Origin of the sequence: Pseudomonas lactucae (genome assembly GCF_016937615.1) — a bacterium.
Lineage (GTDB): Bacteria > Pseudomonadota > Gammaproteobacteria > Pseudomonadales > Pseudomonadaceae > Aquipseudomonas > Aquipseudomonas lactucae.
The window spans coordinates 1-24,465 of sequence record NZ_JAFHKI010000142.1 but is presented as its reverse complement, the minus strand read 5'-3'; the positions used below and the strand labels follow the sequence as shown (position 1 = coordinate 24,465).

General features: G+C 61.3%; 19 protein-coding genes and 4 pseudogenes. 11 read left to right on the top strand and 12 right to left on the bottom strand.

What is annotated here, in order from left to right; translation table 11 throughout:
* Positions 1-16: 16 nt before the first annotated feature.
* The 3 genes and pseudogenes from JWR98_RS23450 to JWR98_RS23440 all read right to left on the bottom strand — a co-directional run bounded on the left by JWR98_RS23450 (position 17) and on the right by JWR98_RS23440 (position 3,837).
* Positions 17-1,731, bottom strand: a pseudogene (locus tag JWR98_RS23450) (proline--tRNA ligase).
* Positions 1,732-1,887: 156 nt separating this feature from the next.
* Positions 1,888-3,419 (bottom strand): annotated as a pseudogene (locus tag JWR98_RS23445) (AmpG family muropeptide MFS transporter).
* Between the two features lie 43 nt (positions 3,420-3,462).
* Positions 3,463-3,837 (bottom strand): MGMT family protein, encoded by a 375-nt coding sequence (locus JWR98_RS23440; RefSeq protein WP_003175878.1) that lies wholly within the window; start codon positions 3,835-3,837, stop codon positions 3,463-3,465.
* A gap of 132 nt (positions 3,838-3,969) precedes the next feature.
* Between JWR98_RS23440 and JWR98_RS23435 the strand changes: the two genes are divergently transcribed.
* From JWR98_RS23435 to groL, 5 genes are all read left to right on the top strand, one after another.
* Entirely contained in the window at positions 3,970-4,977 is a 1,008-nt protein-coding gene (locus JWR98_RS23435; RefSeq protein WP_042945227.1) for a DUF481 domain-containing protein, read from the top strand.
* Positions 4,978-5,073: 96 nt separating this feature from the next.
* A complete protein-coding gene (locus tag JWR98_RS23430) occupies positions 5,074-5,805 on the top strand; it encodes a HugZ family pyridoxamine 5'-phosphate oxidase (RefSeq protein WP_078734521.1) in 732 nt (243 codons plus the stop codon).
* 66 nt (positions 5,806-5,871) lie between these two features.
* Positions 5,872-6,348: an FxsA family protein gene (locus JWR98_RS23425; protein ID WP_003175875.1), complete on the top strand. Its 477-nt coding sequence runs from the start codon at positions 5,872-5,874 to the stop codon at positions 6,346-6,348.
* Between the two features lie 247 nt (positions 6,349-6,595).
* Positions 6,596-6,892, top strand: a complete 297-nt coding sequence (locus JWR98_RS23420) for a co-chaperone GroES (protein WP_003175874.1) — start codon at positions 6,596-6,598, stop codon at positions 6,890-6,892.
* A gap of 50 nt (positions 6,893-6,942) precedes the next feature.
* A complete protein-coding gene (groL, locus tag JWR98_RS23415; protein WP_078734520.1) occupies positions 6,943-8,589 on the top strand; it encodes a chaperonin GroEL in 1,647 nt (548 codons plus the stop codon).
* Between the two features lie 78 nt (positions 8,590-8,667).
* Here groL and JWR98_RS23410 read toward each other — a convergent pair whose 3' ends face one another.
* The gene (locus tag JWR98_RS23410) at positions 8,668-9,387 is read right to left on the bottom strand and encodes a phosphatase PAP2 family protein (protein WP_205491323.1); all 720 of its coding nucleotides are present in this window, start codon (positions 9,385-9,387) and stop codon (positions 8,668-8,670) included.
* Between the two features lie 51 nt (positions 9,388-9,438).
* Positions 9,439-11,388: an LTA synthase family protein gene (locus JWR98_RS23405; RefSeq protein ID WP_205491322.1), complete on the bottom strand. Its 1,950-nt coding sequence runs from the start codon at positions 11,386-11,388 to the stop codon at positions 9,439-9,441.
* Positions 11,389-11,589: 201 nt separating this feature from the next.
* Between JWR98_RS23405 and colR the strand changes: the two are divergent.
* The 5 genes and pseudogenes from colR (at position 11,590) to JWR98_RS23380 (ending at position 15,358) form a co-directional block, all read left to right on the top strand.
* Positions 11,590-12,272, top strand: a pseudogene (gene colR / locus JWR98_RS23400) (two-component system response regulator ColR).
* Positions 12,262-13,542, top strand: coding sequence for a sensor histidine kinase (locus JWR98_RS23395; protein ID WP_205491321.1), 1,281 nt, complete (start codon positions 12,262-12,264; stop codon positions 13,540-13,542). The pseudogene colR and the gene JWR98_RS23395 overlap by 11 nt, the downstream one beginning before the upstream one ends.
* Before the next feature lie 187 nt (positions 13,543-13,729).
* Positions 13,730-14,410, top strand: coding sequence for a class I SAM-dependent methyltransferase (locus JWR98_RS23390; protein WP_078734516.1), 681 nt, complete (start codon positions 13,730-13,732; stop codon positions 14,408-14,410).
* Positions 14,411-14,414: 4 nt separating this feature from the next.
* On the top strand, positions 14,415-15,134 hold the full coding sequence (locus tag JWR98_RS23385) for a lipopolysaccharide kinase InaA family protein (RefSeq protein WP_078734515.1): 720 nt from the start codon (positions 14,415-14,417) through the stop codon (positions 15,132-15,134).
* Complete coding sequence (locus JWR98_RS23380; RefSeq protein WP_078734514.1) at positions 15,131-15,358, top strand: hypothetical protein; 228 nt, start codon at positions 15,131-15,133, stop codon at positions 15,356-15,358. The genes JWR98_RS23385 and JWR98_RS23380 overlap by 4 nt, the downstream gene beginning before the upstream one ends.
* A gap of 88 nt (positions 15,359-15,446) precedes the next feature.
* Here JWR98_RS23380 and JWR98_RS23375 read toward each other — a convergent pair whose 3' ends face one another.
* The 3 genes and pseudogenes from JWR98_RS23375 to JWR98_RS23365 form a co-directional block, all read right to left on the bottom strand.
* Positions 15,447-16,544, bottom strand: coding sequence for a DUF1513 domain-containing protein (locus JWR98_RS23375; RefSeq protein ID WP_205491348.1), 1,098 nt, complete (start codon positions 16,542-16,544; stop codon positions 15,447-15,449).
* 2 nt (positions 16,545-16,546) lie between these two features.
* Positions 16,547-17,611: an imelysin family protein gene (locus tag JWR98_RS23370; protein WP_078734513.1), complete on the bottom strand. Its 1,065-nt coding sequence runs from the start codon at positions 17,609-17,611 to the stop codon at positions 16,547-16,549.
* Between the two features lie 31 nt (positions 17,612-17,642).
* A pseudogene (locus JWR98_RS23365) lies at positions 17,643-19,081 on the bottom strand (di-heme oxidoreductase family protein).
* Between the two features lie 139 nt (positions 19,082-19,220).
* Between JWR98_RS23365 and JWR98_RS23360 the strand changes: the two are divergent.
* A complete protein-coding gene (locus JWR98_RS23360) occupies positions 19,221-19,784 on the top strand; it encodes an NAD(P)H nitroreductase (RefSeq protein ID WP_205491320.1) in 564 nt (187 codons plus the stop codon).
* Between the two features lie 49 nt (positions 19,785-19,833).
* On the opposite strand, the gene JWR98_RS23355 is transcribed toward JWR98_RS23360, so the two are convergent.
* From JWR98_RS23355 to JWR98_RS23340, 4 genes are all read right to left on the bottom strand, one after another.
* Positions 19,834-20,235, bottom strand: a complete 402-nt coding sequence (locus tag JWR98_RS23355; protein WP_078734510.1) for a YbaN family protein — start codon at positions 20,233-20,235, stop codon at positions 19,834-19,836.
* Positions 20,236-20,351: 116 nt separating this feature from the next.
* The gene (locus JWR98_RS23350; protein WP_078734509.1) at positions 20,352-20,960 is read right to left on the bottom strand and encodes a biliverdin-producing heme oxygenase; all 609 of its coding nucleotides are present in this window, start codon (positions 20,958-20,960) and stop codon (positions 20,352-20,354) included.
* Positions 20,961-21,097: 137 nt separating this feature from the next.
* Positions 21,098-23,665, bottom strand: a complete 2,568-nt coding sequence (locus JWR98_RS23345) for a TonB-dependent receptor (RefSeq protein ID WP_078734508.1) — start codon at positions 23,663-23,665, stop codon at positions 21,098-21,100.
* 116 nt (positions 23,666-23,781) lie between these two features.
* A partial coding sequence (locus JWR98_RS23340; protein WP_205491319.1) for a FecR family protein occupies positions 23,782-24,465 on the bottom strand: 684 nt, incomplete at its 5' end.

Genomic DNA, 24,465 nt, shown 5'->3' with positions numbered 1-24,465 from the left:
TCTCTTGATCTGGTTTTCAGCGACGAATACGCGCCTGGAGGAAAGACAGCACGTCAGCCACCGGCAACGGTTGGGCTTCGGCTTCGGTCCGGCTCTTGTATTCCAGATTGCCATCAGCCAGGCCGCGGTCACTGACCACGATGCGGTGCGGGATGCCAATCAGTTCCATGTCGGCGAACTTGATGCCCGGGCTGGTTTTCTTGTCCCGGTCATCGAGCAACACTTCAAAACCGGCGGTCGTCAGTTCGGCATACAGTTTGTCGGTGGCTTCGCGTACTTGCTCGGTTTCGTAACGCAGCGGTACCAGGGCCACCTGGAACGGTGCCAGGGCGTCGCTCCAGATGATGCCTTTGTCGTCGTTGTTCTGCTCGATGGCGGCGGCAACCACGCGGGACACACCAATGCCGTAGCAGCCCATGTCCAGGGTGATCGGCTTGCCGTTCTCGCCCAGTACTTCGCACTTCATCGCCTTGCTGTACTTGTTGCCCAGCTGGAAGATGTGCCCGACTTCGATGCCGCGCTTGATTTCCAGGGTGCCCTTGCCGTCCGGGCTTGGGTCGCCGGCGACCACGTTGCGCAGGTCGGCCACGGTCGGAACCGGCAGGTCACGCTCCCAGTTCACACCGAAGTAGTGCTTGTCGTCGATGTTCGCGCCGATACCGAAGTCGCTCATCAGCTCGACCGAGCGGTCGATGATGATCGGCAACGGCAGGTTCAGCGGGCCGAGGGAGCCGGCGCCGGCGCCAATGGCGTCGCGCAGTTCGGCATCGGTGGCCATGACCAGCGGGCTGGCCACGCCAGGTTGCTGGGCGGCCTTGATTTCGTTGAGTTCGTGGTCGCCACGGATCACCAGGGCGATCAGCTTGCCTTCTTCCTCGGCGCGCACGATCAGGGTCTTGATGGTCTTTTCAATCGGTAGATTGAATTTCTCCACCAGGGCCGCGATGGTCTTGGTGTCCGGGGTGTCCACCAGACGCAGTTCTTCAGCCGGCGCCGGGCGCGAGGTTTCGCGCGGTATGGCTTCGGCCTTCTCGATGTTCGCCGCGTAGTCGGAACCGTTGCTGAACACGATATCGTCTTCGCCGGACTCGGCCAGCACGTGGAATTCGTGGGAGCCGGCGCGCCGATGGAACCGTTGTCCGCTTCAACCGGGCGGAATTTCAGGCCCAGGCGCGTGAACACGTTGCAGTAGGCCTGGTGCATGCGGTCATAAGTGACCTGCAGCGATGCCTGGTCGGCGTGGAACGAGTAGGCGTCCTTCATGATGAATTCACGGCCACGCATCAAACCGAAGCGTGGGCGGATTTCATCGCGAAATTTGGTCTGGATCTGATACAGGTTCAGCGGCAGCTGTTTGTAGCTGCTCAGCTCATTGCGCATCAGGTCGGTGATCACTTCTTCATGGGTCGGGCCGGCGCAGAAGTCGCGGCCATGACGGTCCTTGAAGCGCAGCAGCTCAGGGCCGTACTCTTCCCAGCGCCCGGATTCCTGCCACAGCTCAGCCGGCTGGGTGCTCGGCATCAACACTTCCAGAGAGCCGGCAGCGTTCATTTCTTCACGAACGATGGCTTCGACCTTACGCATCACCTTCAAGCCCATGGGCAGCCAGGTGTACAGGCCGGAGGCCAGTTTGCGGATCATGCCGGCGCGCAGCATCAGCTGATGGCTGATCACGACCGCGTCGGAAGGCGTTTCTTTCTGTGTGGCGAGCAAATATTGACTGGTACGCATGGTAGGCCGTTGTCGGTTGCTTGGACTTGAAATGACTTGGGATTGTACGGGCGCAAACTGCCGCCGTACAGGCATCAGAATGTAGGGCTGTCTGTGGGAGCAGAGCTTGCTCGCGATGGGGGCGCCGCGGTCTGGCTTTTAAAGGGCCCCAAAAAATCAGTCTTCGGCGGGCGGATTCAACCGAATCCGCCGGTTCTCCTGATACCAGTGCAACGCAATCAGCAGCAGCGTCGGCACTCCCAGTACGCAAGTGATCAGGAAGAAGTTGTGGTAGCCGAACTTCTCCACCATCACCCCCGAATACCCGCCGATCAGGCGCGGCAGCAACAGCATGATCGAGCTGAGCAGTGCGTATTGGGTGGCGGAGAACTTGAGGTTGGTCAGGCTCGACAGGTAGGCCACAAAGGCCGACGTCGCCAGGCCCGAACTGAAGTTATCCAGTGAGATGGTGAAGATCAGCATCTGCAGGTCCGGCCCCCGGTCGGCGAGCATCACGAACAGCAGGTTGGTGGCGGCCGAGGTCACGCCGCCGATAAACAGGATCGGCAGGATGCCGAAACGCACGATCAGCAGACCGCCCATGCCGGCGCCGAGCAGGGTCATGATCAGGCCGAAGATCTTGCTGACCCCGGCAATCTGATCCTTGGTAAAACCCTGGTCGATGTAGAACACGTTGGCCATCACGCCCATCACGGTGTCGGACATGCGATAGGTGGCGATCAGCCCCAGCAGCAGCAACGCCTGCCAGCGGTAGCGCAGGATGAAGTCATTGACTGGCGTCAGCACCGGTGCCAGCCCGCGGCGGCCCATGGCCGACAGGCACAACGCCGTCAGCGTGATATAGAGGATGGCACGCAGGAACGCACGGTCTTCCATCAGCAGGTCCCACAGGCTGACGCCCTGGAACAGCACGCTGGCGAAATCGGTATTGAACAGCTGGGTAAACATCGCCGGAACCGACACCAGCAATACGATCAGCACAAACACCGACACCAGCTGATGCACGAAACTGTAGCGCCCGGCCTGCAATTGGGTACGCAGCGGCACGTTCGGTTCGCGCATGAACAGCGTGGTGAGCAGCGCCGGGACCATCAGCACGCCGAACAGCACATAGGTGCCGGTCCACGCCGCGTGCTTATAGTTGAAACCGGTGGAACCGAAGCCTTCGGCAAAGAACAGAGCACCGGCCGTGGCCAGCAGGGCGGCGATGCGATAACCGGACATATAGCTGGCGGCCAGGGCGGCCTGGCGGCTGTCGTCGGCGATTTCCAGGCGATAGGCGTCGACCGCGATGTCCTGAGTGGCGGACGCGAAGGCGACGATGACGGCAATGGCGATCAGCCAGGACAAGTGTTTCTGCGGGTCGCAGAAGCCCATGCCGATCAACCCGAGGATCACCAGCGACTGGGACAGCACCAGCCAGGAACGACGGCGTCCGAGTTTGCCCAGCAGCGGCAGGCGCCATTGGTCGAGCAGCGGCGACCAGACCCATTTGAACGCATACGCCAAACCGATCAGGCTCGCATAGCCGATGGTCTCGCGGGCCACACCGGCCTCCCGCAGCCACACCGAAAGCGTCGAGAACACCAACATGTAAGGCAAGCCGGCGGCAAAGCCGAGCAACAACAGAACTAACGTCGAGGGGCTGGCATAGGCAGCGAGCGCGCGCGCCAGGTTTTACGGGGCATGGGCTGGAGTCTGCCTCAGGTTTGCGGAAACAAAGCGCGCACTCTAACCGCTGTGCTCTACCGGGCGCCAGCCATGGCGCTGAATATCCACGCGATTATTGCGGACCGTAATGCCTTCAGCGCGCAAACGCGCGCGTTGTTCGTCGCCCGAGGCACTGCCCACCGGCAGGCTTATCCGACCGCCGGCGCCCAACACGCGGTGCCAGGGCAACCGAGTGCCTTCGGGGAGCTGGCTCAAGGTCCGTCCCACCCAGCGCGCCGCGCGGCCCAGCCCCGCCAGTTGCGCCAGCTCGCCGTAACTCACCACGCAGCCTTCGGGCACTTGCGCCAAGGTCAGGTACAGCGCGGTGCGGCGCATTTCGGCGGGGTTTTCGGCAGGGTCGTTCACTGTGAGGCTATCCGTTGAAATCGTCGGCATTCTTGTAAGAAACGTCTGTAAACATCGCGCTGAGCATTGAACTCATTCCGGATCCTTGAGTCAGTGCTTGCTAAGCCATTATCTAACACGATAATGCCCTCTTTTCGCCAACTCCGAGCCTCGAATCCGCTTATGTTGTCCAGAACCCTGCTGTGCCTTGCTGTTTTCAGCGCCTCAACGCCCTTGCTCGCAGACACTGTCTGGTTGAAGAACGGTGACCGCCTGACCGGCAAGATCAAGGTCTTCGACGGCGGCAAACTGCTGATTCAGACCGATTACGCCGGCGCTGTCCCGGTGGACTGGAAGCAGGTCAAAACCCTGGAAAGCGACCAGGAACTGCTGGTCAAGCAAGACGCCTACACCGGTGAAAAGGCCAAATCCCTGCAAGCGGCGGATGACGGCAAGGTAGTGCTGGCCAACGGCGAGGCGCCCAAGACCGTCGACCTGGCGAGCATCCAGCAGATCATCAAGCCCAAGCCCGTGATCGAAGACCTGGTGTGGAAGGGCAATGTCGACATGGCACTGGACTACAAACGTGCCGAGAAAGACACCAACGACTACGACATCGACTTCAAGACCACTGCTCGCCATGGCCAATGGCGTCATACCGGTCAGGGTGAATACAACCGCGAATTCCAGGACGATGTGACCACCACCGACAACTGGGCGCTGGAATACGACCTCGACCGCTTCATCACTGAACACTGGTTCTGGCAAGGTCGCTTGACCTACAAGCGCGACAAGGTAGAAGACCTCGCGCGCCAACGCACCGTGGGTACCGGCCCGGGCTACCAGTTCTGGGACGATGAACTGGGCGCGTTCTCCCTGGGCTCGCTGGTCAACCGCACCGATTACGAATATGCCGACGGCGGCAAGGACAACTTCTATTCGCTGGCCATGAAGTGGAACTACAACCGCTACCTGGTGGGCAAGACCGTCGAGTTCTTCACCAACGGCGAATTGGGCAAGCCTATCGATGCACCCGCCGATTACTCTCTGGATGCGGAAGTCGGCCTGCGCTACAAGGTCACCGAGTGGGCATCGCTCAACCTCAAGGCCGAGCGCGACGTGATCAGCGGCGACTCCGAAAGCAGCTTGAGCAAGACCCGCTACACCGCAGGCTTCGGTGTCGCCTGGTAACACAGACCTTCTGGCAACCGGCGCGTATATTGATTACCTTGAGTTGAGATCCATTCCCATAGACTGTGGGTGGGCCATTACCCGAGGAGTCAAACGTTGAGCGCACAGGTTGCCAGGAACGCCCGAGAGCTGTTGCTCAAGGAATACCGTGGGGCTCTCTCCACATTATCCAAGGCCATGCCCGGCTTTCCCTTCGGCTCGGTCGTACCGTATTGCCTGGACGAGCAGGGCCGCCCGCTGATCCTGATCAGCCGCATCGCCCAGCACACCCACAACCTGCAGCAGGATCCCAAGTGCTCGCTGTTGGTAGGGGAGCGCGAGGCGGATGATGTGCAGGCCGTCGGGCGCCTGACCTATCTGGCCGAAGCCGAGAAGCTGGCGGACGCCGTCGCCATCGAGGCGGCCGCCGAGCGTTATTACCGCTACTTCCCCGATTCGGCCAACTATCACAAGGCCCATGATTTCGACTTCTGGGTGCTCAAGCCGGTCCGTCACCGTTACATAGGCGGGTTCGGGGCGATTCACTGGGTCGATCAGTTGACCCTGGCCAACCCGTTCTTCGGCAAGGCCGAGCGCAGCATGGTCGAACACATGAACAGTGATCATGCCCAGGCCATCGCTCATTACGTCGACCTGGCGGGGCTATCTGCCAGCGAGCCGGCACAACTGGCCGGCATCGACAGCGAGGGCATGCATCTGCGCATCGGCCAGGCGCTGCGCTGGTTGCCGTTTGCCGAGCCTTGCAACACTCCGACACAAGTGCGCGAAGCCCTGGTTTCACTGGCCCATGCCGAGGCCTGGCCGAAAAAAGAACCGGCTTCAGCTTGAATTCAGGCAGGGGCGGCGTCATCTAGTGTGTACTGGCAAGGCATTCTTGCGTTGAGGAACCATTTGATGCGCCCTTTTTTATTGCTCTTTCTGCTGTTCCCGGTGCTGGAGCTGTTCGTATTCGTTCAAGTCAGCAGCGCGATCGGGTTTTTCCCGGCCCTGTTGCTGATCATCCTGGGCTCGATGCTCGGCGTCCTGGTGCTGCGCGTAGCCGGTCTGGCCACGGCGCTGCGTGCCCGTGAAAGCCTGAACCGCGGCGAACTGCCGGCCCAGACCATGCTTGAAGGCCTGATGATGGCCCTGGCCGGTGGCCTATTGATCCTGCCGGGTTTTGTCAGCGACGTGGTCGGACTGTTTCTGTTGCTGCCGTTCACCCGCAAACTGCTGGCCGGCAAGATGCGCCAGCGCGCCGAAGAGGCGGCGCTGCGCCAGCGTGCGTTCGCCGACGACCTGCAACCCCGTGGCGGCCCGGCTCCACGCCAGCCGTTGGGGCGTGAAGGCGATGTGATCGAAGGCGAGTTCGAACACCGCGACAGCAAATAACCGCTTCATTGGCACGACACCTTCGGGTGCCGTGTTGCATTTTCCCGGCCACAGACACAAAAAATTTCATCTGCGCCCCCTTGTAATCAGCTTATGCGCCCTTATGTATCGGTCACCGCAAGGTTTCTGGTGGTGACACTAGACAGACTTCCGCGTTTCGCCAAGCGAACCGCGACCGGCACCGCCGGAATTTAACCCGCCGGAATTGATACCGGCCGATGAAAAACACAATTAGGAGAGATCGACAATGAGCAAGCTTCGTCCTCTGCACGACCGCGTCGTCATCCGTCGCAGCGAAGAAGAAAAGAAAACCGCTGGCGGCATCGTTCTGCCAGGTTCGGCTGCTGAAAAAGCCAACCACGGTGTGATCGTCGCTGCGGGCCCAGGCAAGACCCTGGAAAACGGTGATGTCCGCGCACTGGCCGTGAAAGTGGGTGACAAGGTTGTTTTCGGCCCTTACTCCGGCAGCAACACTGTGAAAGTCGACGGCGAAGACCTGCTGGTCATGGCTGAGAATGAAATTCTCGCCGTACTGGAAGACTGATTTCCCCGCTCATTTTCCCGTTACTACAAAGTATTTAAGGAATATCGATCATGGCTGCTAAAGAAGTTAAATTCGGCGATTCCGCCCGCAAGAAAATGCTCACCGGTGTCAACATCCTGGCTGACGCAGTAAAAGCGACCCTGGGCCCGAAAGGTCGTAACGTGATCATCGAGAAGAGCTTCGGCGCTCCGACCATCACCAAGGACGGCGTTTCCGTCGCCAAAGAAATCGAACTGGAAGACCGTTTCGAGAACATGGGCGCGCAGCTGGTCAAAGACGTTGCCTCCCGTGCCAACGATGACGCAGGCGACGGCACCACCACCGCCACCGTTCTGGCTCAGGCCATCGTCAACGAAGGCTACAAGGCCGTCGCTGCCGGCATGAACCCGATGGACCTCAAACGCGGCATCGACAAGGCAACCATCGCCATCGTCGCCGAGCTGAAAAACCTGTCCAAGCCATGCGCTGACACCAAGGCTATCGCCCAGGTAGGTACCATCTCCGCCAACTCCGACAGCTCCATCGGCGACATCATTGCCGAAGCCATGGAAAAAGTCGGTAAAGAAGGCGTGATTACCGTTGAAGAAGGTTCGGGCCTGGAAAACGAACTGTCGGTTGTAGAAGGTATGCAATTCGACCGTGGCTACCTGTCCCCGTACTTCGTCAACAAACCAGAAACCATGGTTGCCGAGCTGGACAGCCCGCTGATCCTGCTGGTTGACAAAAAGATCTCCAACATCCGCGAAATGCTGCCAGTGCTGGAAGCCGTGGCCAAAGCCGGCCGTCCACTGCTGATCATCTCCGAAGACGTTGAAGGCGAAGCCCTGGCAACGCTGGTTGTGAACAACATGCGTGGCATCGTCAAAGTCGCAGCCGTCAAGGCTCCGGGCTTCGGCGACCGTCGCAAGGCCATGCTGCAGGACATCGCCGTATTGACCGGCGGTACCGTTATCTCCGAAGAGATCGGCCTGAGCCTGGAAAGCGCCACCCTGGAAAACCTGGGTAGCGCCAAGCGCGTGACCATCTCCAAGGAAAACACCATCATCGTTGACGGTGCTGGCGTTGAAGGCGACATCCAGTCACGCATCAACCAGATCCGTGCCCAGGTTGCCGAGACTTCCTCGGACTACGACCGTGAAAAACTGCAAGAGCGTCTGGCCAAGCTGTCCGGCGGCGTTGCAGTGATCAAGGTTGGCGCCGGTTCCGAAGTTGAAATGAAAGAGAAGAAAGCCCGCGTTGAAGACGCCCTGCACGCAACCCGCGCAGCCGTCGAAGAAGGCGTGGTACCTGGCGGTGGCGTTGCGCTGATCCGTGCTCTGGAAGCCCTCACCGGTCTGACCGGCGACAACGCAGACCAGAACGTCGGTATCGCTGTACTGCGTCGCGCCGTTGAAGCACCGCTGCGCCAGATCGCTGCCAACTCCGGCGACGAGCCAAGCGTTGTGGTCAACGAAGTCAAGAATGGCAAGGGTAACTACGGTTACAACGCTGCGACTGGCGTCTACGGCGACATGATCGAAATGGGCATCCTGGACCCTACCAAGGTGACCCGTTCGGCGCTGCAGGCAGCAGCCTCCATCGGCGGTCTGATCCTGACCACCGAAGCTGCCATCGCTGACAAGCCGAAGGCTGAAGGCTCGGCTGGCGGCGGTATGCCAGACATGGGCGGCATGGGTGGCATGGGCGGCATGATGTAAGCCAGCCTTACCCCTGTACTGAAAAAGCCCCGCCCGCAGTGATGCAGGCGGGGCTTTTTTGTGCGCGCTGTCTGAGGTTCAGCGCGGCGCCAAGGGCCTCGATGGCCGATACAGCAACACACCATACAGGCCCAGGCAGATCAGCCAGCAAAAAATTGCCGTCCACACATTGTGGGAAAAGAAGTGCGCCCCTTGCAGCATGCGGCTCACTGAAAAGATGCTGCCCAAGCCGGCGGCGAAGATGAATGCGTAGCGGGCCATCCGCGGCTTGCGGTCACGCAGTGCAAAAAACAGCGCGAACAGGGCGAACCCGGTTGCCGCGTGGCCGCCGGGCCAGCAGCGCCCGGGTTTATCGGTGGCTGGGCGATGGCTCAACAGTGTGCTGTAGGTTTCCTCGCCACCGAACTCCTTGAGGCTCCACGGGCACTGCACGCCGGTCAGGGTTTTCAACGGTGAAACAAAGGCGGTCGCCAGTCCAAGGGACAGCACCAGGCAGCCCAGTTCGCGGCGGTAGGGCTTGAGGCGTTGCAGGATAAATGTGCCGACAAACCCCAGGATTGCCATGACCGAAAACAGGATCACCAACTGCTTGGCGCGGTCATGCAGGATGTCTTCGAGCAAGAAGCTGTAGCGACCGACGAAGCCGCCCTCCGCCGCGTTGTAGAACCGTTTGGCGAGGGCCATGTCCAGCGGGGTCAGCTCCAACAACAGCAATGCCAGCGCGGCGGCGGCGGGAATGCCCAGGTACAACCGAAAATCAAGCGGCTTGGAAGCCGGCGCAACGGGATGGGATGGCATGGCGGACCTTGATCGAAGACGTCCCGCACTCACCTGTACGGAACGCTCTGTTTAGCGTGTGCTCAGCGCTGGGGCCTCGTCCTTGTGCCCCCTCCAGCTCAGCAATTGTTGTTTGAACCCATAGCTGGCGGCCTGGTAGTAGGTGATCGCGCGCTGGATTAATGGATCATCGCTGTTCACCCGCAACTCCTGGCTCTCACCCAGGGCCTGGTCATGGCGACGCAGGCCCAGGCGTGGGCTGAGAATCGCCAGGTCCTTGCCGTCGAACAACCCCAGATGCTGGTAGTTGCCGACCACGACCCGAGGCGGAAGAGGGTTGTCCTGCAGCAGGTTGCGGCCAAAGAAGGTCGACTCGTAGCTCAGGTTGATCAGGCCCAACAGCGTCGGCGCAATGTCGATCTGGCTGGCCAATTGCGCGGTTTCCCGGGCATCGATCAGCGTTGGCGCGTAGATGAACAAGGGGATCTGATAGTTGGTGATGGGCAGGTCTTCCTTGCCCGCGCTGCCGGCGGTGTGGTCGGCGACGAACACAAAGATCGTGTTATCGAACCATGGTTTCTTGCGCGCAGCGGCGAGGAATTCGCCGATGGCGTGGTCGGTGTATTTCACCGCGCCGTCGCGACCATTGCCGGATTTGATGTCGATGCGCCCATCCGGGTAGGTATAGGGACGATGGTTGGAGGTGGTCATCAGTTGCAGCAAAAACGGCTGCTGCCTGGCGTAGTCGGCGTCGGCGAGCTTGAGGGTCTGTTTGTAGAGATCTTCATCGGCCATGCCCCAGGCGTTTTTAAACGAAATTTCCGCTTCGGGCACGCTGCTCTGGTCCACGACCCGGTAACCGTTGCCGCTGAAAAACGCGTTCATATTGTCGAAGTAACCGCGCCCGCCGTAGACGAACACGCTGTCGTAGCCGATGGCGGAGAGTTGTTGTCCGAGGCTCGCGAACCCGCTCTCGCGACCAATGCGCTTGACGATCGAGCGCCCCGGCGTCGGAGGGATCGCCAGGGTGATGGCCTCAAGGCCACGATCGGTACGGGTGCCGGTGGCGTAGAAATTATTGAAATACAGGCTTTGTTTGCGCAGCTCATCCAGGTTAGGCGTGAGGTTGCGCCCATCGCCATTGCTGCCCATGTACTTGGCGCTGAAGCTTTCGATGGTCACCAGCACGATGTTGGGTTTGCGCAAGGTGCCGGGGTTGCTGATCTCGCGCCGGATATCCAGCGGGTCCTGGCCGATGAAGCGGGCGTTGGGTTCGCTGAGTTCGGCGCGCAATTGCTGGGCGACCACGTCGGTTGGCAAGGTTTTGTAGAACTGGGGGTAGTCCAGCTCGTTGTTACGGAACGCGGCGAAAAACTGATAGGGGCCGTTACTCGCCAGCTCGTTCTTGTAGGCGTTGCCGCCCTGGGTGCGCGGGCTGTCCTGGCTGATCAATTGCAGGCTGAGGCCGGCGACGACCAGCAGCGCCACGGCGTTCAACACGCGGCCGCTCAGGGCCGGCAGCGGAGCGTTCATCGCCGCGTTGAACGGTTTGCGCAGCGCCAGGCTCAGCACAATGGCCAGCATCGCCAGCAGGCTCAGCAGCTTGCCGATCGGGTAGGACTCCAGCAGGTTGTTCAGCACCTCGTCGGAATACACCAGGTAATCGACGGCAATAAAGTTGAAGCGCACGCCGAACTCGTCCCAGAACAGCCATTCGGCGACCGCGGTGAACAGCATGGCGAAAAGGCTCACGGTCAACACCGCCTGCAGGAACCAGCGGTGTCCACGGCGGCGCCACAGGCCCGGAGGACAGAGCAATAAGTACAGTCCCAGCGGCAGCGCCGCGTAGGCCAGGAAACCCAGATCATAGAGCACACCCACACCAAACACCGGCAGCAGGTTGCCGCCGACTTCGTCCAGGTGAGTAATGAGCAGCACGCTGCGAGTGAGCAGGAAAACCACCAGCCAGGCACCGGTGATCAACTGCAGATAGCGCATTGGCGCCGATTTGAAAAGCCCCATGTCCATGTTCCTTATATCAATGGGCGGCGATATTCGCCCTGACACTGTAGTCAGTTTGTGAAGCTATAGTGAAAAACTCGTTGAGCGGTTGAATCGGTTGAAAACCCTTATCAACGCACCTTCCGGCTCTATCCCTGAGCCCCGCTTGGCCTTAAGCTGCGCGAGCCAACACGGCCGTTACCGCGTACGGAGACACTGCCCATGCGAATTTTATTGGTTGAAGACAACCGCGATATTCTGGCCAACCTGGCGGATTACCTGGGGCTCAAAGGCTACACCGTGGACTGTGCGCAGGACGGTTTGTCGGGCCTGCACCTGGCGGCCACCGAGCATTACGACTTGATCGTGCTCGACATCATGCTGCCCGGTATCGATGGCTACACCCTGTGCAAGCGCCTGCGCGAGGACGCCCGCCGCGACACGCCAGTGATCATGCTCACCGCCCGCGACCAATTGGACGACCGGCTGCAGGGCTTCAAGTCCGGCGCCGACGATTACCTGCTCAAACCGTTTGCCCTGTCGGAACTGGCCGCGCGTATCGAAGCCGTGCTGCGCCGTGCCCAGGGCGCGGCCGCCGCGCCTTGCAGGTGGGCGATTTGAGCTATGACCTCGACACCCTGGAAGTCACCCGCGAAGGGCGCCTGCTCAAGCTCAACCCGGTCGGCCTCAAGCTGCTGGCGGTGCTGATGCAAAAAAGTCCTCACGTGCTGCGCCGCGAAATCCTTGAAGAGGCGCTGTGGGGCGACGATTGCCCGGACAGCGACAGCCTGCGCAGCCACGTCCACCAGTTGCGCCAAGTCATCGACAAGCCCTTCGCCAAACCGTTACTGCAGACAGTGCACGGCGTTGGTTATCGCCTGGCCGAGGGGCGTGATGGAGTTTAAGCAAAGCCTTTCCCAGCGGATCATCATTGCCTTTGCCTTGATGAGTGCGTTGGTGGCGGGGGCCTTCGCCATGGGCATTATCGCGACCGTGCACCTGGTGGAAGAAAAGTTGATCTCGGCGGGCCTGGGCGGTGATTTGCAACGCTTGCTGCTGATGGACACGGTCGAAGACTGGCGCCACCGACCCGAGCCGGACCAGTTGTTCTATTTCAGCGGCGGACCGGGTGATTTCGAACTGCCCAAGGACCTGCGCCACCTGGAACCAGGTTTTCACGAAGTGTTCCGCGAATCACTGTCGTACCACGCCATGGTCGAAGTCGTCGACGGCCGGCGCTATGTGCTGTTGCAGGACCAGAGCGATTTCGAAGAGCGTGAGCGCGTGCTGTTCGCCGTGGTGCTGGTGGGCTTCGTGCTCAGCCTGGCACTGGCGGTGTTCCTCGGCTGGGTGCTGGCGCGCAAGGTGATGGCGCCGGTGGTCCGCCTGGCCCGCCAGGTGCGTCACCGCGACCAGTTGCTGGGCCTGGCGCCGCCCCTGGCGCCGGACTATGCGGCCGATGAAGTGGGTGAGCTGGCGGTGGCGTTCGACGCCACATTGGGGCGGCTGCGCGCGGCCTTGTCTCGCGAGCAGTTGTTTACCAGCGATGTGAGCCACGAATTGCGCACGCCGTTGATGGTGCTGGCCAGCTCCTGTGAGCTGTTGCTGGAAAACCCGGCCATCGACCAGCGCGGGCGTAACCAGGTGCAGCGCATTGCCCGTGCCTGCGAAGAGATGCGCGAGCTGGTGCAGACCTTCCTGATGCTGGCCCGCGCTCAGCATAACGATGCATCGATGTCGCCCCAGGTGACCCTCATCCAGGTGGCTGAGGACTTGCTCGGCATCTGGCGTGAGCCAATCGAGCACAAGGGCCTTGAGCTGATCTACCAGCCGGGCCAGCCACTGGACACGCGCTACAACACCACCTTTCTGCACGCGGTTATGGGCAACCTGCTGCGCAACGCCTCGCACTACACCGAGCACGGTTTTATCCGGCTGACCCTGGAGCCCTGCGGGTTCGTGGTCGAGGACAGCGGCGTGGGTATTCCCGAAGAGAAGCGCGAAGCGATGTTCGAGCCGTTCGTGCGCGGCAGTGAAAAACGCGGGGATGGACTGGGGCTCGGTTTGTCGCTGGTGCAGCGTATCTGCGAGAACCAGGGCTGGAGCGTCAGTCTTAGCACCATGGAGCCCAACGGCTGCCGCTTCCACGTCGAACTGGGGCCGGACAAGGCCTGACCTTGCCCTCTGCCGCTATCCTGCCAGACCTGCCCGCAATTCGGCGAAGATGGCCCCATGCTGCTGTTTGTGCTTGTAAAGTCTTGAAATGTATGGGATTGGACAGGACAAGTTTTTCACACACGGTTGACCTGTTGATCACAGTGCGCTGCTTAAGGTTGTAGGCATCAGTAACTGGAGATCAGTGATGCCTAACCCCATCAAGCTCGAATTTTCCGAAAAGTACGACGACGAACACGCCCGGGAATATTTGCTCAAGCATCAGGACAGTCTGGCGCGTCGCTTGTCCCATAAACGTGATGAACAATTGGCCCGTGGCGCCCTGGCGATGGCCGGTGAGCCGGGCTTGGTGCTGGACTTGCCGTGTGGTGCCGGGCGTTTCTGGCCGCTGTTGGCTGAGAAACCCAACCGCGTGATCATCGGTGCCGACAATTCGGCTTCGATGTTGAAAGTCGCGACTGTCGCCCAGCCGGCGGAGGTGGTGAAACGGGTACGGCCCTTGCAGACATCTGCCTTTGATATCAATTTGCCCGATAACTCGGTCGACAGCATTTTTTGTATGCGCCTGCTGCACCACATTGGTGATCCGGCGCACCGAATGGCGATATTGCGCGAGTTTCAGCGAGTTACCCGCGACAGCGTGATCGTTTCGCTGTGGGTCGACGGCAATTTCAAAGCGTGGAAACGCAAGCGCCTGGAAGGCCAGCGTCGCAAAAAAGGTGAGCAGGAAAGTTACCAAAACCGGTTTGTGTTACCGGCTGCTACCGTCGAAGCAGAATTCGAGGAAGCCGGTTTCCGTGTTCAGGAATCCCTGGACTTCATACCGTTCTACGCCATGTGGCGGGTGTACGTATTACGCAAGAGGTAAGAGGATGGCAGTTGAGTGCGTAGCAGGCAGTCACGTAGCTCCAGAGGAACGCTTTGACTATTTCTGGCGCCAGCAAGGCGAATGGGTCGAGGAACCCAACCGTCGACGCGGCGGTGAGAGTGGTGTGCAGCGCGTAACGAGCGCCAACGGCCGCCTGCTCTACAGCAAGCGCCAGACCGGCCATATCTATCGCAGTTGGCTGCACCCGTTCGGCCGTCCCACCGTGCTGCGCGAGCGAGATGCCCTGAAGGGCCTGCGCCTGTTGGATGTGCGCGTGCCTGAGCTGGTGTTCTGCGAAGCGCGGCGCGATGCCGAACACCAGTGGAAGGCCTTGCTGGTGACTGCGTCACTCGATGGTTTCGAAGAAATTGAACACTGGTACGCCGGCGGTGGCCGTGAACGCTACGGCGAGTGGGTGCACGAGCGTGTCCTCAAGGAATTGGCCTCTACCCTGGCGCGTATGCATAAGGGGCGCTGGCAGCACGGTTGCCTGTATATCAAGCACATTTTTGTGCGGGTAACCGGCGAGGGCGACGCGGCCAATGTGGAAGTGGCGCTGCTGGATTTCGAGAAGTGTCGCCAGCGCCTGACCGCTCATCGGGCGGCGTCCCATGATATGCGGCAACTGCGCCGCCATTCGTCGTGGAACGATAGCGACTGGCAAAAACTCAGCTACTTTTATGAGACGGCGTTTGGCAGCGCTATCAAGGGTTTAACCAAATGAAGCTAGAAATAGCACGAGGTGTGTTCCTGGTGGGGGCGTTGGGTGTTGCAGCCCTGGCCCTGGCCGCGTGGGAACAGCCTCGCACGCAGGTACTCAGTGCAACGCAGGACGGCGCGCAATGTTTGCTGCCGCGCGTTGCCAAGGCGAGTGTGGCGGCCAAGCCTGATCACGATCTGCTGCTGTTCATGTTTGGCCTGTCTCAAGGAATGAGGCCGCAGAGTTGAAACGACTGAAACCACCCGAAACGGGCCTTGCGATGCGAGGCCCTTTTTTTTTGCTTGTCGATCAGCGCGGGGGCAGGCGCCATTTTGTTTAAATCAGATGCAGGTGGTTATCCCAGAGTCCCGCCGGCAAGGCCAACGGTGTGGCTACCAACGGTTGCTGGCGGCAATCGTAGAACCGACAACGGCCCTGGCCCGAGGTGACGACAAACCCATTGGCCACCGCACCGACGCCCGCGCAATCGGGTAACGGTCCATCCAGGCTCAGTTCGCCGCTGTCCATGTCCCAGATAAAGAAGCGGTTGCCCCGTGGGGCCGTCAGCGCTACAAGGCGCAGTTCACTGTGCACGGCGACGCTGGCGGTGTAGTGCCCCATCGCCTGCAACTGCTCATCAGCCACCGGGAACGCCACGAACGGTTGCCCCGGCCGCTTGATCGCCAGCAGCTCGGAACGCTCCTGGGACGGCCCCATGAATTGCTGACCGGTCAGGATGGTGCCGTCGCTGGCGATGCCCATATGGCGCACGCTGTTCATTGGCTGGCTGAGCGTTTCCTTGCTGATCAGGGTGCCGTCGCGCTGCATCAACACCAGGCTCGGTTCCATGGCGTTGAGGTTCATTTCCACGCGGCTTTCGGCTTCGGTGCGAATGCCTCCGTTGGCCACCACCAGGGTTTCGCCGTCGGGCATCCATGACACCTGGTGCGGTCCGATGCCGTGGGTGGAAAGCTCGCCGCTGTGCACCAGCCGCTCGCCTTCGAACTTATACACACCGAGCAGGCCGCGGCCGGGGTCGGACGTGTCGTTCTCGGTGGCGTACAGCCAGTCGCCGCTCTTGTGGATGACCGCATGGCCATAGAAGTGGCGATTGACGTTCGAGGTGAGGGTCTGCAGCAAGGCGCCATTACGTAGGTCGATCAGGTAGCTCTCGGTGCCCGGGCGACGGGCGACAAACAGTGCAATCGGCTGCGTCGGGTGGTTGATGATGTCGTGGCAACGTTGGCCGACCTGGGTGGCGAACACTTGCTTGCCGTCCAGCTGATAACCCACGGCGTAGTGCTTGCCGTGCGCATCATCCCGTGCCGACAGCAGCAGCGGGCCTTTGTCTTTTTGCTTGAACAGCGTCCAGCCACCCAATGTGAGTGCACTGAGCAGCACGCTGCCAATGGCCAAAGCCTGTCGCCTGAGCATCATCAGTCACCGTCGTTGGCGTTAAAGCCCAGTTGGATGCCCAGCGCCTTGGCCAATTCGCCTTCGTGCAGGCGGTGAACCACGTTGAGGCTGTCGTAAAGGTCATTGAGTTGCTGGCGCCCGGCGTCATCGTTCAACAGTTCGTTGAGGGTGCGCTGGTTGCTGGCGAACAGTTTCAGGGACGCGGCGTAGGCGGCGTCGATCTTGTCGGCCAATGGCTTCTGATCCGCCGGCAACAGGCCACGCAGGCCCTTGTTGTCGACGCCCACCCACACGGTCCGGGCGGCGCTGAGGCTGACCTCCAGGCTCTGCAAGGATGACTGGCTGCGCCACGCATCGGCCTGGAACGGCTGCGGGATGCCCTTGGTCTGGCGGCCCATCGGCGTGCCGAGTTTTTTCTTCAGGGTGTCCAATGCCGTCACCTGTACGCGCAGCAGATCGGCGATGGCCTCGTGGGAATCGGCGTAGCGCTGGTTCGGAAACTTGGTCATCTGCGCAAGCATGCCGTCGGTGCTGTTCCAGCTGGCCAGGATCTCTTCGGCCAGGGCTTTCTGACGCTCGCCGATCGCCACCAGCAGTGGGCAATAACGGGCTTTCTGCGCGTCGTCGGCCAGGTCGGTCTTGGCGTCATAGAGGATATATTCGTAGGCCGATAGGCCTTGCACCACCACGCTGGACTTGGCTAGGGCGGCGCCGTCGATCTGCGGCTGGGTTTCGACCAGTTGCTCGACCTGGCGACCTACCAGGTTCTTCTTGTCCGGCCAGAACTGCACCTGCCAGGAACGGTTGCCTTCGGCCAGCGGGCCGATCAGCAGCGGTTGCAGCTCGGCCCAGGCTTTTTGCGCGTGGAGGAAGTCGGCGCGGGCGGTGTCCAGGTTTTCCTTGCCCTGGCAGTAGGCCAAGGCGCTGACGGCGAGTTGGCGGTCGGCTTCGACCCAGCGGCTGTAGGTCGGCAGGATCACTTGTTTGGCGATTGCCGCCGAGGTCACGGCTTGTGGGTCTTGTGGCGAGCAGGCGCCGAGGGCGAGGGCGGCCAGGCTGGTGAACAACAACTTGGGACGGAACATGTCGAGCTCCCTTGTGTAAGTGGGGCGAAGCTTATAAAGAATTCAGGAACGCCAGCAACGCAGCGCGCTGCTCGGCATTGAAGGACAACACATGCTGTTGCGCCGCTTGTGCCTCACCGCCGTGCCAGAGCACGGCTTCCAGCAGGTTGCGCGCGCGGCCGTCATGCAGAAACTGGGTATGGCCACTCACGGTTTGCGTCAGGCCGATGCCCCACAACGGCGCGGTGCGCCAGTCGCGGCCACCGGCCTTGAATTCGCTGCGGTCGTCGGCAAGGCCTGGGCCCATGTCGTGCAGCAGCAGGTCGCTGTAGGGGCGGATCACCTGGTTGGCCAGTTCAGGTTCGGCAGCGCTTGCCGCCGTGGTGAATGTCGGTTTATGGCAGCCCTGGCAACCGGCTTGGTAGAACAGGTTCTTGCCGGCCAGCACCTGCGGGCTGTCGACGTCGCGGCGCATGGGCACGGCGAGGTTGCGGGTGTAGAACAGCACCAGGCGCAGGATGTTATCGCTGACTTCCGGCTCGCCGTCGGGGCCATTGCCGTTAGGCGCCTGCTTGCAGGCCACTTGGGTGTCGGTGCAGTCATCGAAGGGTCTCAGGGAGGTGGTGAGGCCCATATCACCAGAAAACGCGTGAACATTTTGTTGATTGAGGTTGGGTTGCCCGGCTTTCCAGCCGAATCGCCCGAGGACGGTTTTTTGTTGAGCGTCGTCCCAGACCCAATTGGCGCGGCCGACGAGGGCTTCTTTATCAGCGGTTTTCGCGTCGGTGTTACGCAGCACATCCGCATCGCTGATGGCTTCGAGCAGGCCCAGGCCGATCATCGGCGGGGCGATGCGCGCCGAAAACGTGTATCGGGGTGCATCGGGCCGTAGCCGAGCTGGGTGATCTGCAGGCTGGGCTTGCGCAGTTCGACGACGCTGCCGTCCTTGAAGGTGACATTCACCGGCGTGTAGTCGACGCGCACCTTGCCTTCCGGCGCGACGCCCGGCACCGCCATGTCCTGCAATTGCCCGCCATAGACCGGCTCCGGCACGACACCGGCCTGCTCGATGAGCTTGGCGTAGGCCGGCTGCTCCTGGCTGGACAGGGGAATCGACAGGCGCACCAGCATCGACACGGCATTGGCCGCGTCGGGCAGCGGCGGATGGCCGCGACCGTCCTTGATATGGCAGTTCTGGCAGGCGTTGGTGTTGAACAACGGGCCCAGGCCATCACGCGCGGTGGTGGTGGACGGCGCGATTACCCAGGGGCTGCGAAAGAAGCTGTTGCCGACGCTGAAATCCACGCGGCGCGTTGGCGGCAGGTTGGCCGACGGCAAGGAAAACGCGTTCTGGTCACGCTTGTTCACCGTCGCCGCGCCGCCCGCGCGTGCTTCGCCCGGCTCGGCCTTGGCAAACCTTGGGGCGTCGTCGCACGCAGTCAAGCTCAAGGCCATGCAGGCGACGGACAGGCGAAAAAGCGAACGGAACATCGAGTTTCCTGGACCAAGGCGAAAAATGCGGTCGCAAAGTCTAACAGGGCCGGGGGGAATGAATAAGAGCAATTATCGTTTGGTGGTAGCCGATTCATTCCCGCTAGAATGACCGCACATTTTTTTCTGGAGGTGGCCAATGCAGGCTCTCGACGCTTTGCTCAACCGTGTTTCCGTGCCGCGCTTGCTGGAGCCGGCACCGACCCAGGCGCAGCGCGACGTGCTGTTCGCCGCCGCCATGCGGGCGCCCGACCACGGCCAGTTGCGGCCTTGGCGTTTCCTCACCGTGGAAGGCGCCGCCCGCGAGCAGATGGGCACGCTACTGGCCGAGGCCGCGCGCCTGCAGGACGCCGACGCCCCGCAAGCCGTCATCGACAAGGCCCAGAACGGCCCCTTGCGCGCACCGTTGGTGGTGGTGGTGATTGCGCATTTGCAGGAGCACTTCAAGGTGCCCAAGTCCGAGCAACTGCTGGCCGCTGCCTGTGCGGCCCACGGTATTTTGCTGGCGGCGTACGCCCAGGGGATTGGCGCGGTGTGGCGCACCGGTGAGTTGTCTTATTCAGCCCATGTCGCCCAAGGCCTGGGGCTGACGGCGGATGAAGAGGTGATTGGCTTCCTTTACCTGGGCACGCCGCAGAACCCACCGCGCACGGCGCCGAAAGAAGATCTGGCGCAGTTTGTTCAGGCCTGGACAGGTCGGTAACCCCCCGCGTCCCGCTTTATGGGTGAGCAGGCTTACGGCAACCGAGGGTTCAGATGGGCGCTACGAATCGCTCGGGGCGCGACCAGATCCACAGGTTGCCCAGGCCCATCCCGGCAATGGCCAGGTAGATCGGCCAGCCGTGGTCGAGCATCACCAGCATCAACATCGCGCACAGCACCATGCTCACCGTCGCGCTGATTTTGGCCCGGCGCGCGATGATCCGGCCGTTGCGCCAGTTGTACAGGATCGGTCCGAACAGGCGATGGTTTTCCAGCCAGGCGCTCAGGCGGGGCGAGCTTTTAGTGGCGGCCCAGGCGGCCAGCAGGATGAATTCGGTGGTGGGTAACCCCGGTATGACAATCGCCACCAGCCCGATGCCCAGGCTGACGTAGGCCAGCAGGCCGAAGAGGAGCTGGGCGATTTTTGAGGGAGATTGGGTTTTGCCAGTCATGGGTATTTGCAAAGTATGAAAAAAAAATCAGCTTGAAATGATGTAAGTGTGGGAGGGAGCAAGTCGAATCGTCGCACCGCCCCTCCCACACTTAAATTGCATTTCAATTTGGGGGGTCAGGCCAGTTCAGGTGCGCTAGCGTACGCCTGTTCCAGCAACACGGTGAAGCGCACAAACGCATCGACCGCGCCTTTTTCCACGGCGGCTTCTTCTTCGGCGCTGAATTCCAGAGCGTCGAGGGTTCGGGTAAAACGCTTCCAGCCCTCGGCGCGACCGCCGGCCGGTTCGCCCAGGTGGCGGGCCCCGAAGGTTTCGCCCAGGCCCAGGCCCACGGCGCGTTTGATCAGGAACGCGGCGCCCAGCTTGGAACCTTCGGAGACGAACAGCCAGCCCAGGGCCTCGGCTTTGCTTGGGTTTTTCACCGCGCCGGGTACCGGTGCTGGCACTTCGGTATCCAGGTCGCTCAGGTCAAGCTTGGCGGCCTCGGCGCGGCAGCGTTCGGCCAGGTCAGGCACGATCTTGATCAGTTCGGCATCGTTGTACAGGCTCACCAGTTCCGATTGGAACAGGTACTGCGCAACCACGAACCGCGCGAAGTTGGCCTGGGTTTCAAACGGCGCGTGAGCCTTGACCAAAGCGTCCAGCTTGGTGTGCGGCTCGTTTGTAATCTGGTTCAGGCGCTGGGAGCGCAGGCTTGGGCGTTCTGTGGTTGTGGAAACGGTCATGAAAAGTCCTTGGGAAGGGAAGCGCCTGGTTGCCCGTAAAGAGAGCTGTTATCAACTAGACGAACAAGAAGACGCGGCACAGTAAAAAATCCTCACCCCGCCGATGAAATGTCGGCGGGGGTAAGCGGGCGGCGTTATCAGATGTCCCAGATCACATTGATCGCAAAGTTGCGGCCGGGCTGGGTCAGGCGGTCGAGGTTGGCGGGCGAGGTCACGCCGGCTTCGCCGACACCGTCGTAGCTGCGCACGTCGTCCCAGTTCCAGTACTTCTTGTCGGTGAGGTTGTAGAGACCGCCGTTGAGCGTCACGTCCTGGGTGACTTTGTAGAAACCGGTCAGGTCGACGATGCCGAAGCCTGGGGTTTTGAACGGGCCATTGCTGGAATTGCCGTCGGGCGCGAAGAAGGTGGTGCTGTCGACGCGGTTCTGTTTTTTGACCAGCGTCCAACTGACCAGCGCGCCGTACTGCGCCTGCTCATACCCCAGGCCGAACACGCCCTTGAGTGGGTTGACGCTGTTGAGCGGCTGGCCGGTGTCGTCATTGCGGCCATGGGCGTAGCTGATCGCCCCCTGCGTGTAGAGCCCTTGCGGTGCACCCAACGCGTCCAGGTCCAGGCGCCCTTTGGCTTCCACGCCCTTGATGGTCGCGCGCTTGATGTTCTTGGCCTGGAAGGCTTCGATGGTACTGCCGGCAACCACCGCGTCTTCATCGATAAAGTCGCGGTATTTGTTATAGAACACGGCGATGTCGAAGGAGCCGGCGTCGAAGTTGCCGCGAATGCCGGTTTCGATGCCCTTGCTGGTTTCCGGCTTGAGGTTCGGGTTGGGCTCGACGGTGTAGCCCTGATCGAGGTTTTCAAAGCGGCCGTACAAAGCCTTGGCCGAAGGGGTGCGGAAGCCTTCCGCATATTGGCCAAACCAGGTGTATTGCTCGGTCAATGCGTAGGTTAGGCCGAATTTCGGCGTGACGCGGTGCCAGGTTTTCTCGCTGTTACTGTGATCGTAGATCCGCGTTGGGTCGACGGTGTTGAGGAATGCCTCAGTCAGCTTGGGTTTGAGCTGGGTGTAGTCGTAGCGAACGCTGGGCAGGAAGGTCCACTTGTCCCAGGCGATCTGGTCCTGGGCAAACAGCGAGTAGGTGTTGATGGTCGGGTCCGGGAAATCGCTGGCGCGCTTGACACTGTCGCTGGCCGATGGACTGGGGGCGCCGATGGCCGTGCAGCCGCTGCCGACTGTCAGGCAAGTGGCACTGCCCTCACGCGAGCCGGTGACTTTCTGCTGCTTGAGGGTGGTGCCGTAGGTGACTTGATGATCGGTTGCGCCCAGGCTGAAGGCCTTGTCCAACTGTGCGTCGAAGACCCACTGTTTTTCTTCGTAGAGTGTCTCGCGGGTGCGCAATACGCGGCGTGACGGTTGATAGATTTCGGCGGTGGTCTGGTCCGTCTTGGCGATCTGGTAGTTGAGGCTGGTCTTGATGCGGTCAGCGATCGGCGACTCAAGCGCGAAGCTGTTTTCCAGGCCGAAGCGCTCACGGGTGATGGTGTCGTTGCCCGAACGGGCACGATAGAAATTGAAGCCGCGTCCCCCGGTGAACGGCCCGCCGACGGCGTTTTTAAGGTTGATGTCGCGATCATCCTTGTACTTCTCGTAGGTCAGGCCCAGGCGATTGTCATCGCCGTAGTTCCAACCCAGTTTGGCCAGGATGTTGGTGGTGCGTGCGTCTTCCGGGTTGGCGCCGGTGCGGGCCAGGCCGGTGGCATTGTTGCCGTCGTAGGATTCGGTTTCGTGGCCGTTGCGCTGGCTCAGGTGCAGCAAGCCGTCAACGTTCTGTACGCGACCGGCAAAGGTGCCGGAGGTGAGCCAGCTCTCGTCGGCGGAGCTGTAGCCGGTCTTGAGGCGGGCGCCGACATCCTGGCCGGGCTTGATAATGTCATCCGGGTCGAGGGTGAAGTAGCTCACCGCACCGCCGATGGCGTTGCTGCCGTACAGGGCCGAGGCCGGGCCGCGCAGGATCTCCACGCGCTTGACGATTTCCGGGTCGACGTAGTTGCGACGCGTCTTGGCGTAGGGACCGTTGAAGAAGTTATTCGGCACCTCCACGCCATCCACCTGGGTGAGGATGCGGTCGCCGTCGATACCGCGAATGTTGTAGCCCGCATTGCCCGAGCGGCTGCCGGCACCGCCCACCGATACGCCAGGCTCGTAGCGCACCAGTTCGCGAATGTTATTCACGTTCTGGCGGTCCAGTGCTTCACGCTCATACACGCTGACCGTGCTTGGCACGCGGGTCACGTCCTGCTCGTTGCGGGTGGCGCTGATGGTCACCTGTTGCAGGTTGAGGGTGCTGCCGGCCGCACGTTTTTCCAGCACGATGTTGTTACTGCCCAGTTTGCGATAGCTCAGGTTGGTCCCCACCAACAGCCGATCCAGGGCTTTTTCCGGCGACAGCGGGCCGTGCGCGCCAGGCGACGACACACCCTGGCCCAGCTCTGCCGGCAGGCCGACTTGCCAGCCGGTCACCGAGGTAAAGGCATTGAGCGCCGAAACCAACGGTTGCTGTTCAATGCTGAAGGTGTAATTGCCGTGGCTGCGCGTTGCAGGTTCGGCGGCGCTGGCGGTCATCACCGGCACGCCGGCCAGCAGAATGGCGGCGGTCAGCAAGGACAACACGGGCGAAGAAGACCGGTGGTTGAAACGAGAGGACATCGAGAGCGCTCCGGGGTACGAATCTTTATAGTTGCGAACCGAACCAAATAGGAATCAGTTGCATTGGCTAAGACGAGACGTACCACCGGGGCCTATCGAGTAAAAATTATTCTCATTTAGTTCAGGATCACCAGCGCCGGGAATTCCGAAAGCCTGGCCGAGGTGATGTGCGCCAGGGAGCGCACCACGTCCAGCGGCTGGTCGAGGCGGTAATTACCGGTGACGGTGACGCTGGCGAGCCTGTCGTTGGTGTTGACGATCCATCCTGGGTAATAGCGGCGCAACTCGGCGAGCACTTCGCTCATCGGGCAGTTTTCGAAAACTAGCCGGCCCTGCACCCAGGCCAGGTCCTTGTCGGCATCCAGCTTGGCCGGTGGGCCGAAGCCCTTGGGGCCGATGCGGATGCTTTCCCCGGCGCTGAGGCGCACACGGGCATCGTTGAGGGTGTTGCTCAGGTCCACATCACCGCGCTGCACTTGCACTTGCGCCTCGCCATTGAGGTAGCGCACGGCGAAGGCCGTGTCGCGCACGCTGGCGCGTACCGGGCCGGCGTCGATTTGCAGGGGCAGGCCGTGGCTTGGCGGGATGTCGAAAAAAGCTTCGCCCTGGTAGAGGCGGGCGATGCGCTGATGGCCCTGCACGGTGCTGGAAAACGCCGAATTGGTGTTGAGCAGTACTTGGGAGCCGTCGTCCAATTGCAGGCGCTGGCGTTCGCCCACCACGGTGAGATGGTCGGCTTGCAGGCGCACCGGCAGGTTGCTGAAATTGAACAGACCGATCAGCAGCACGGCGGCCGTGGC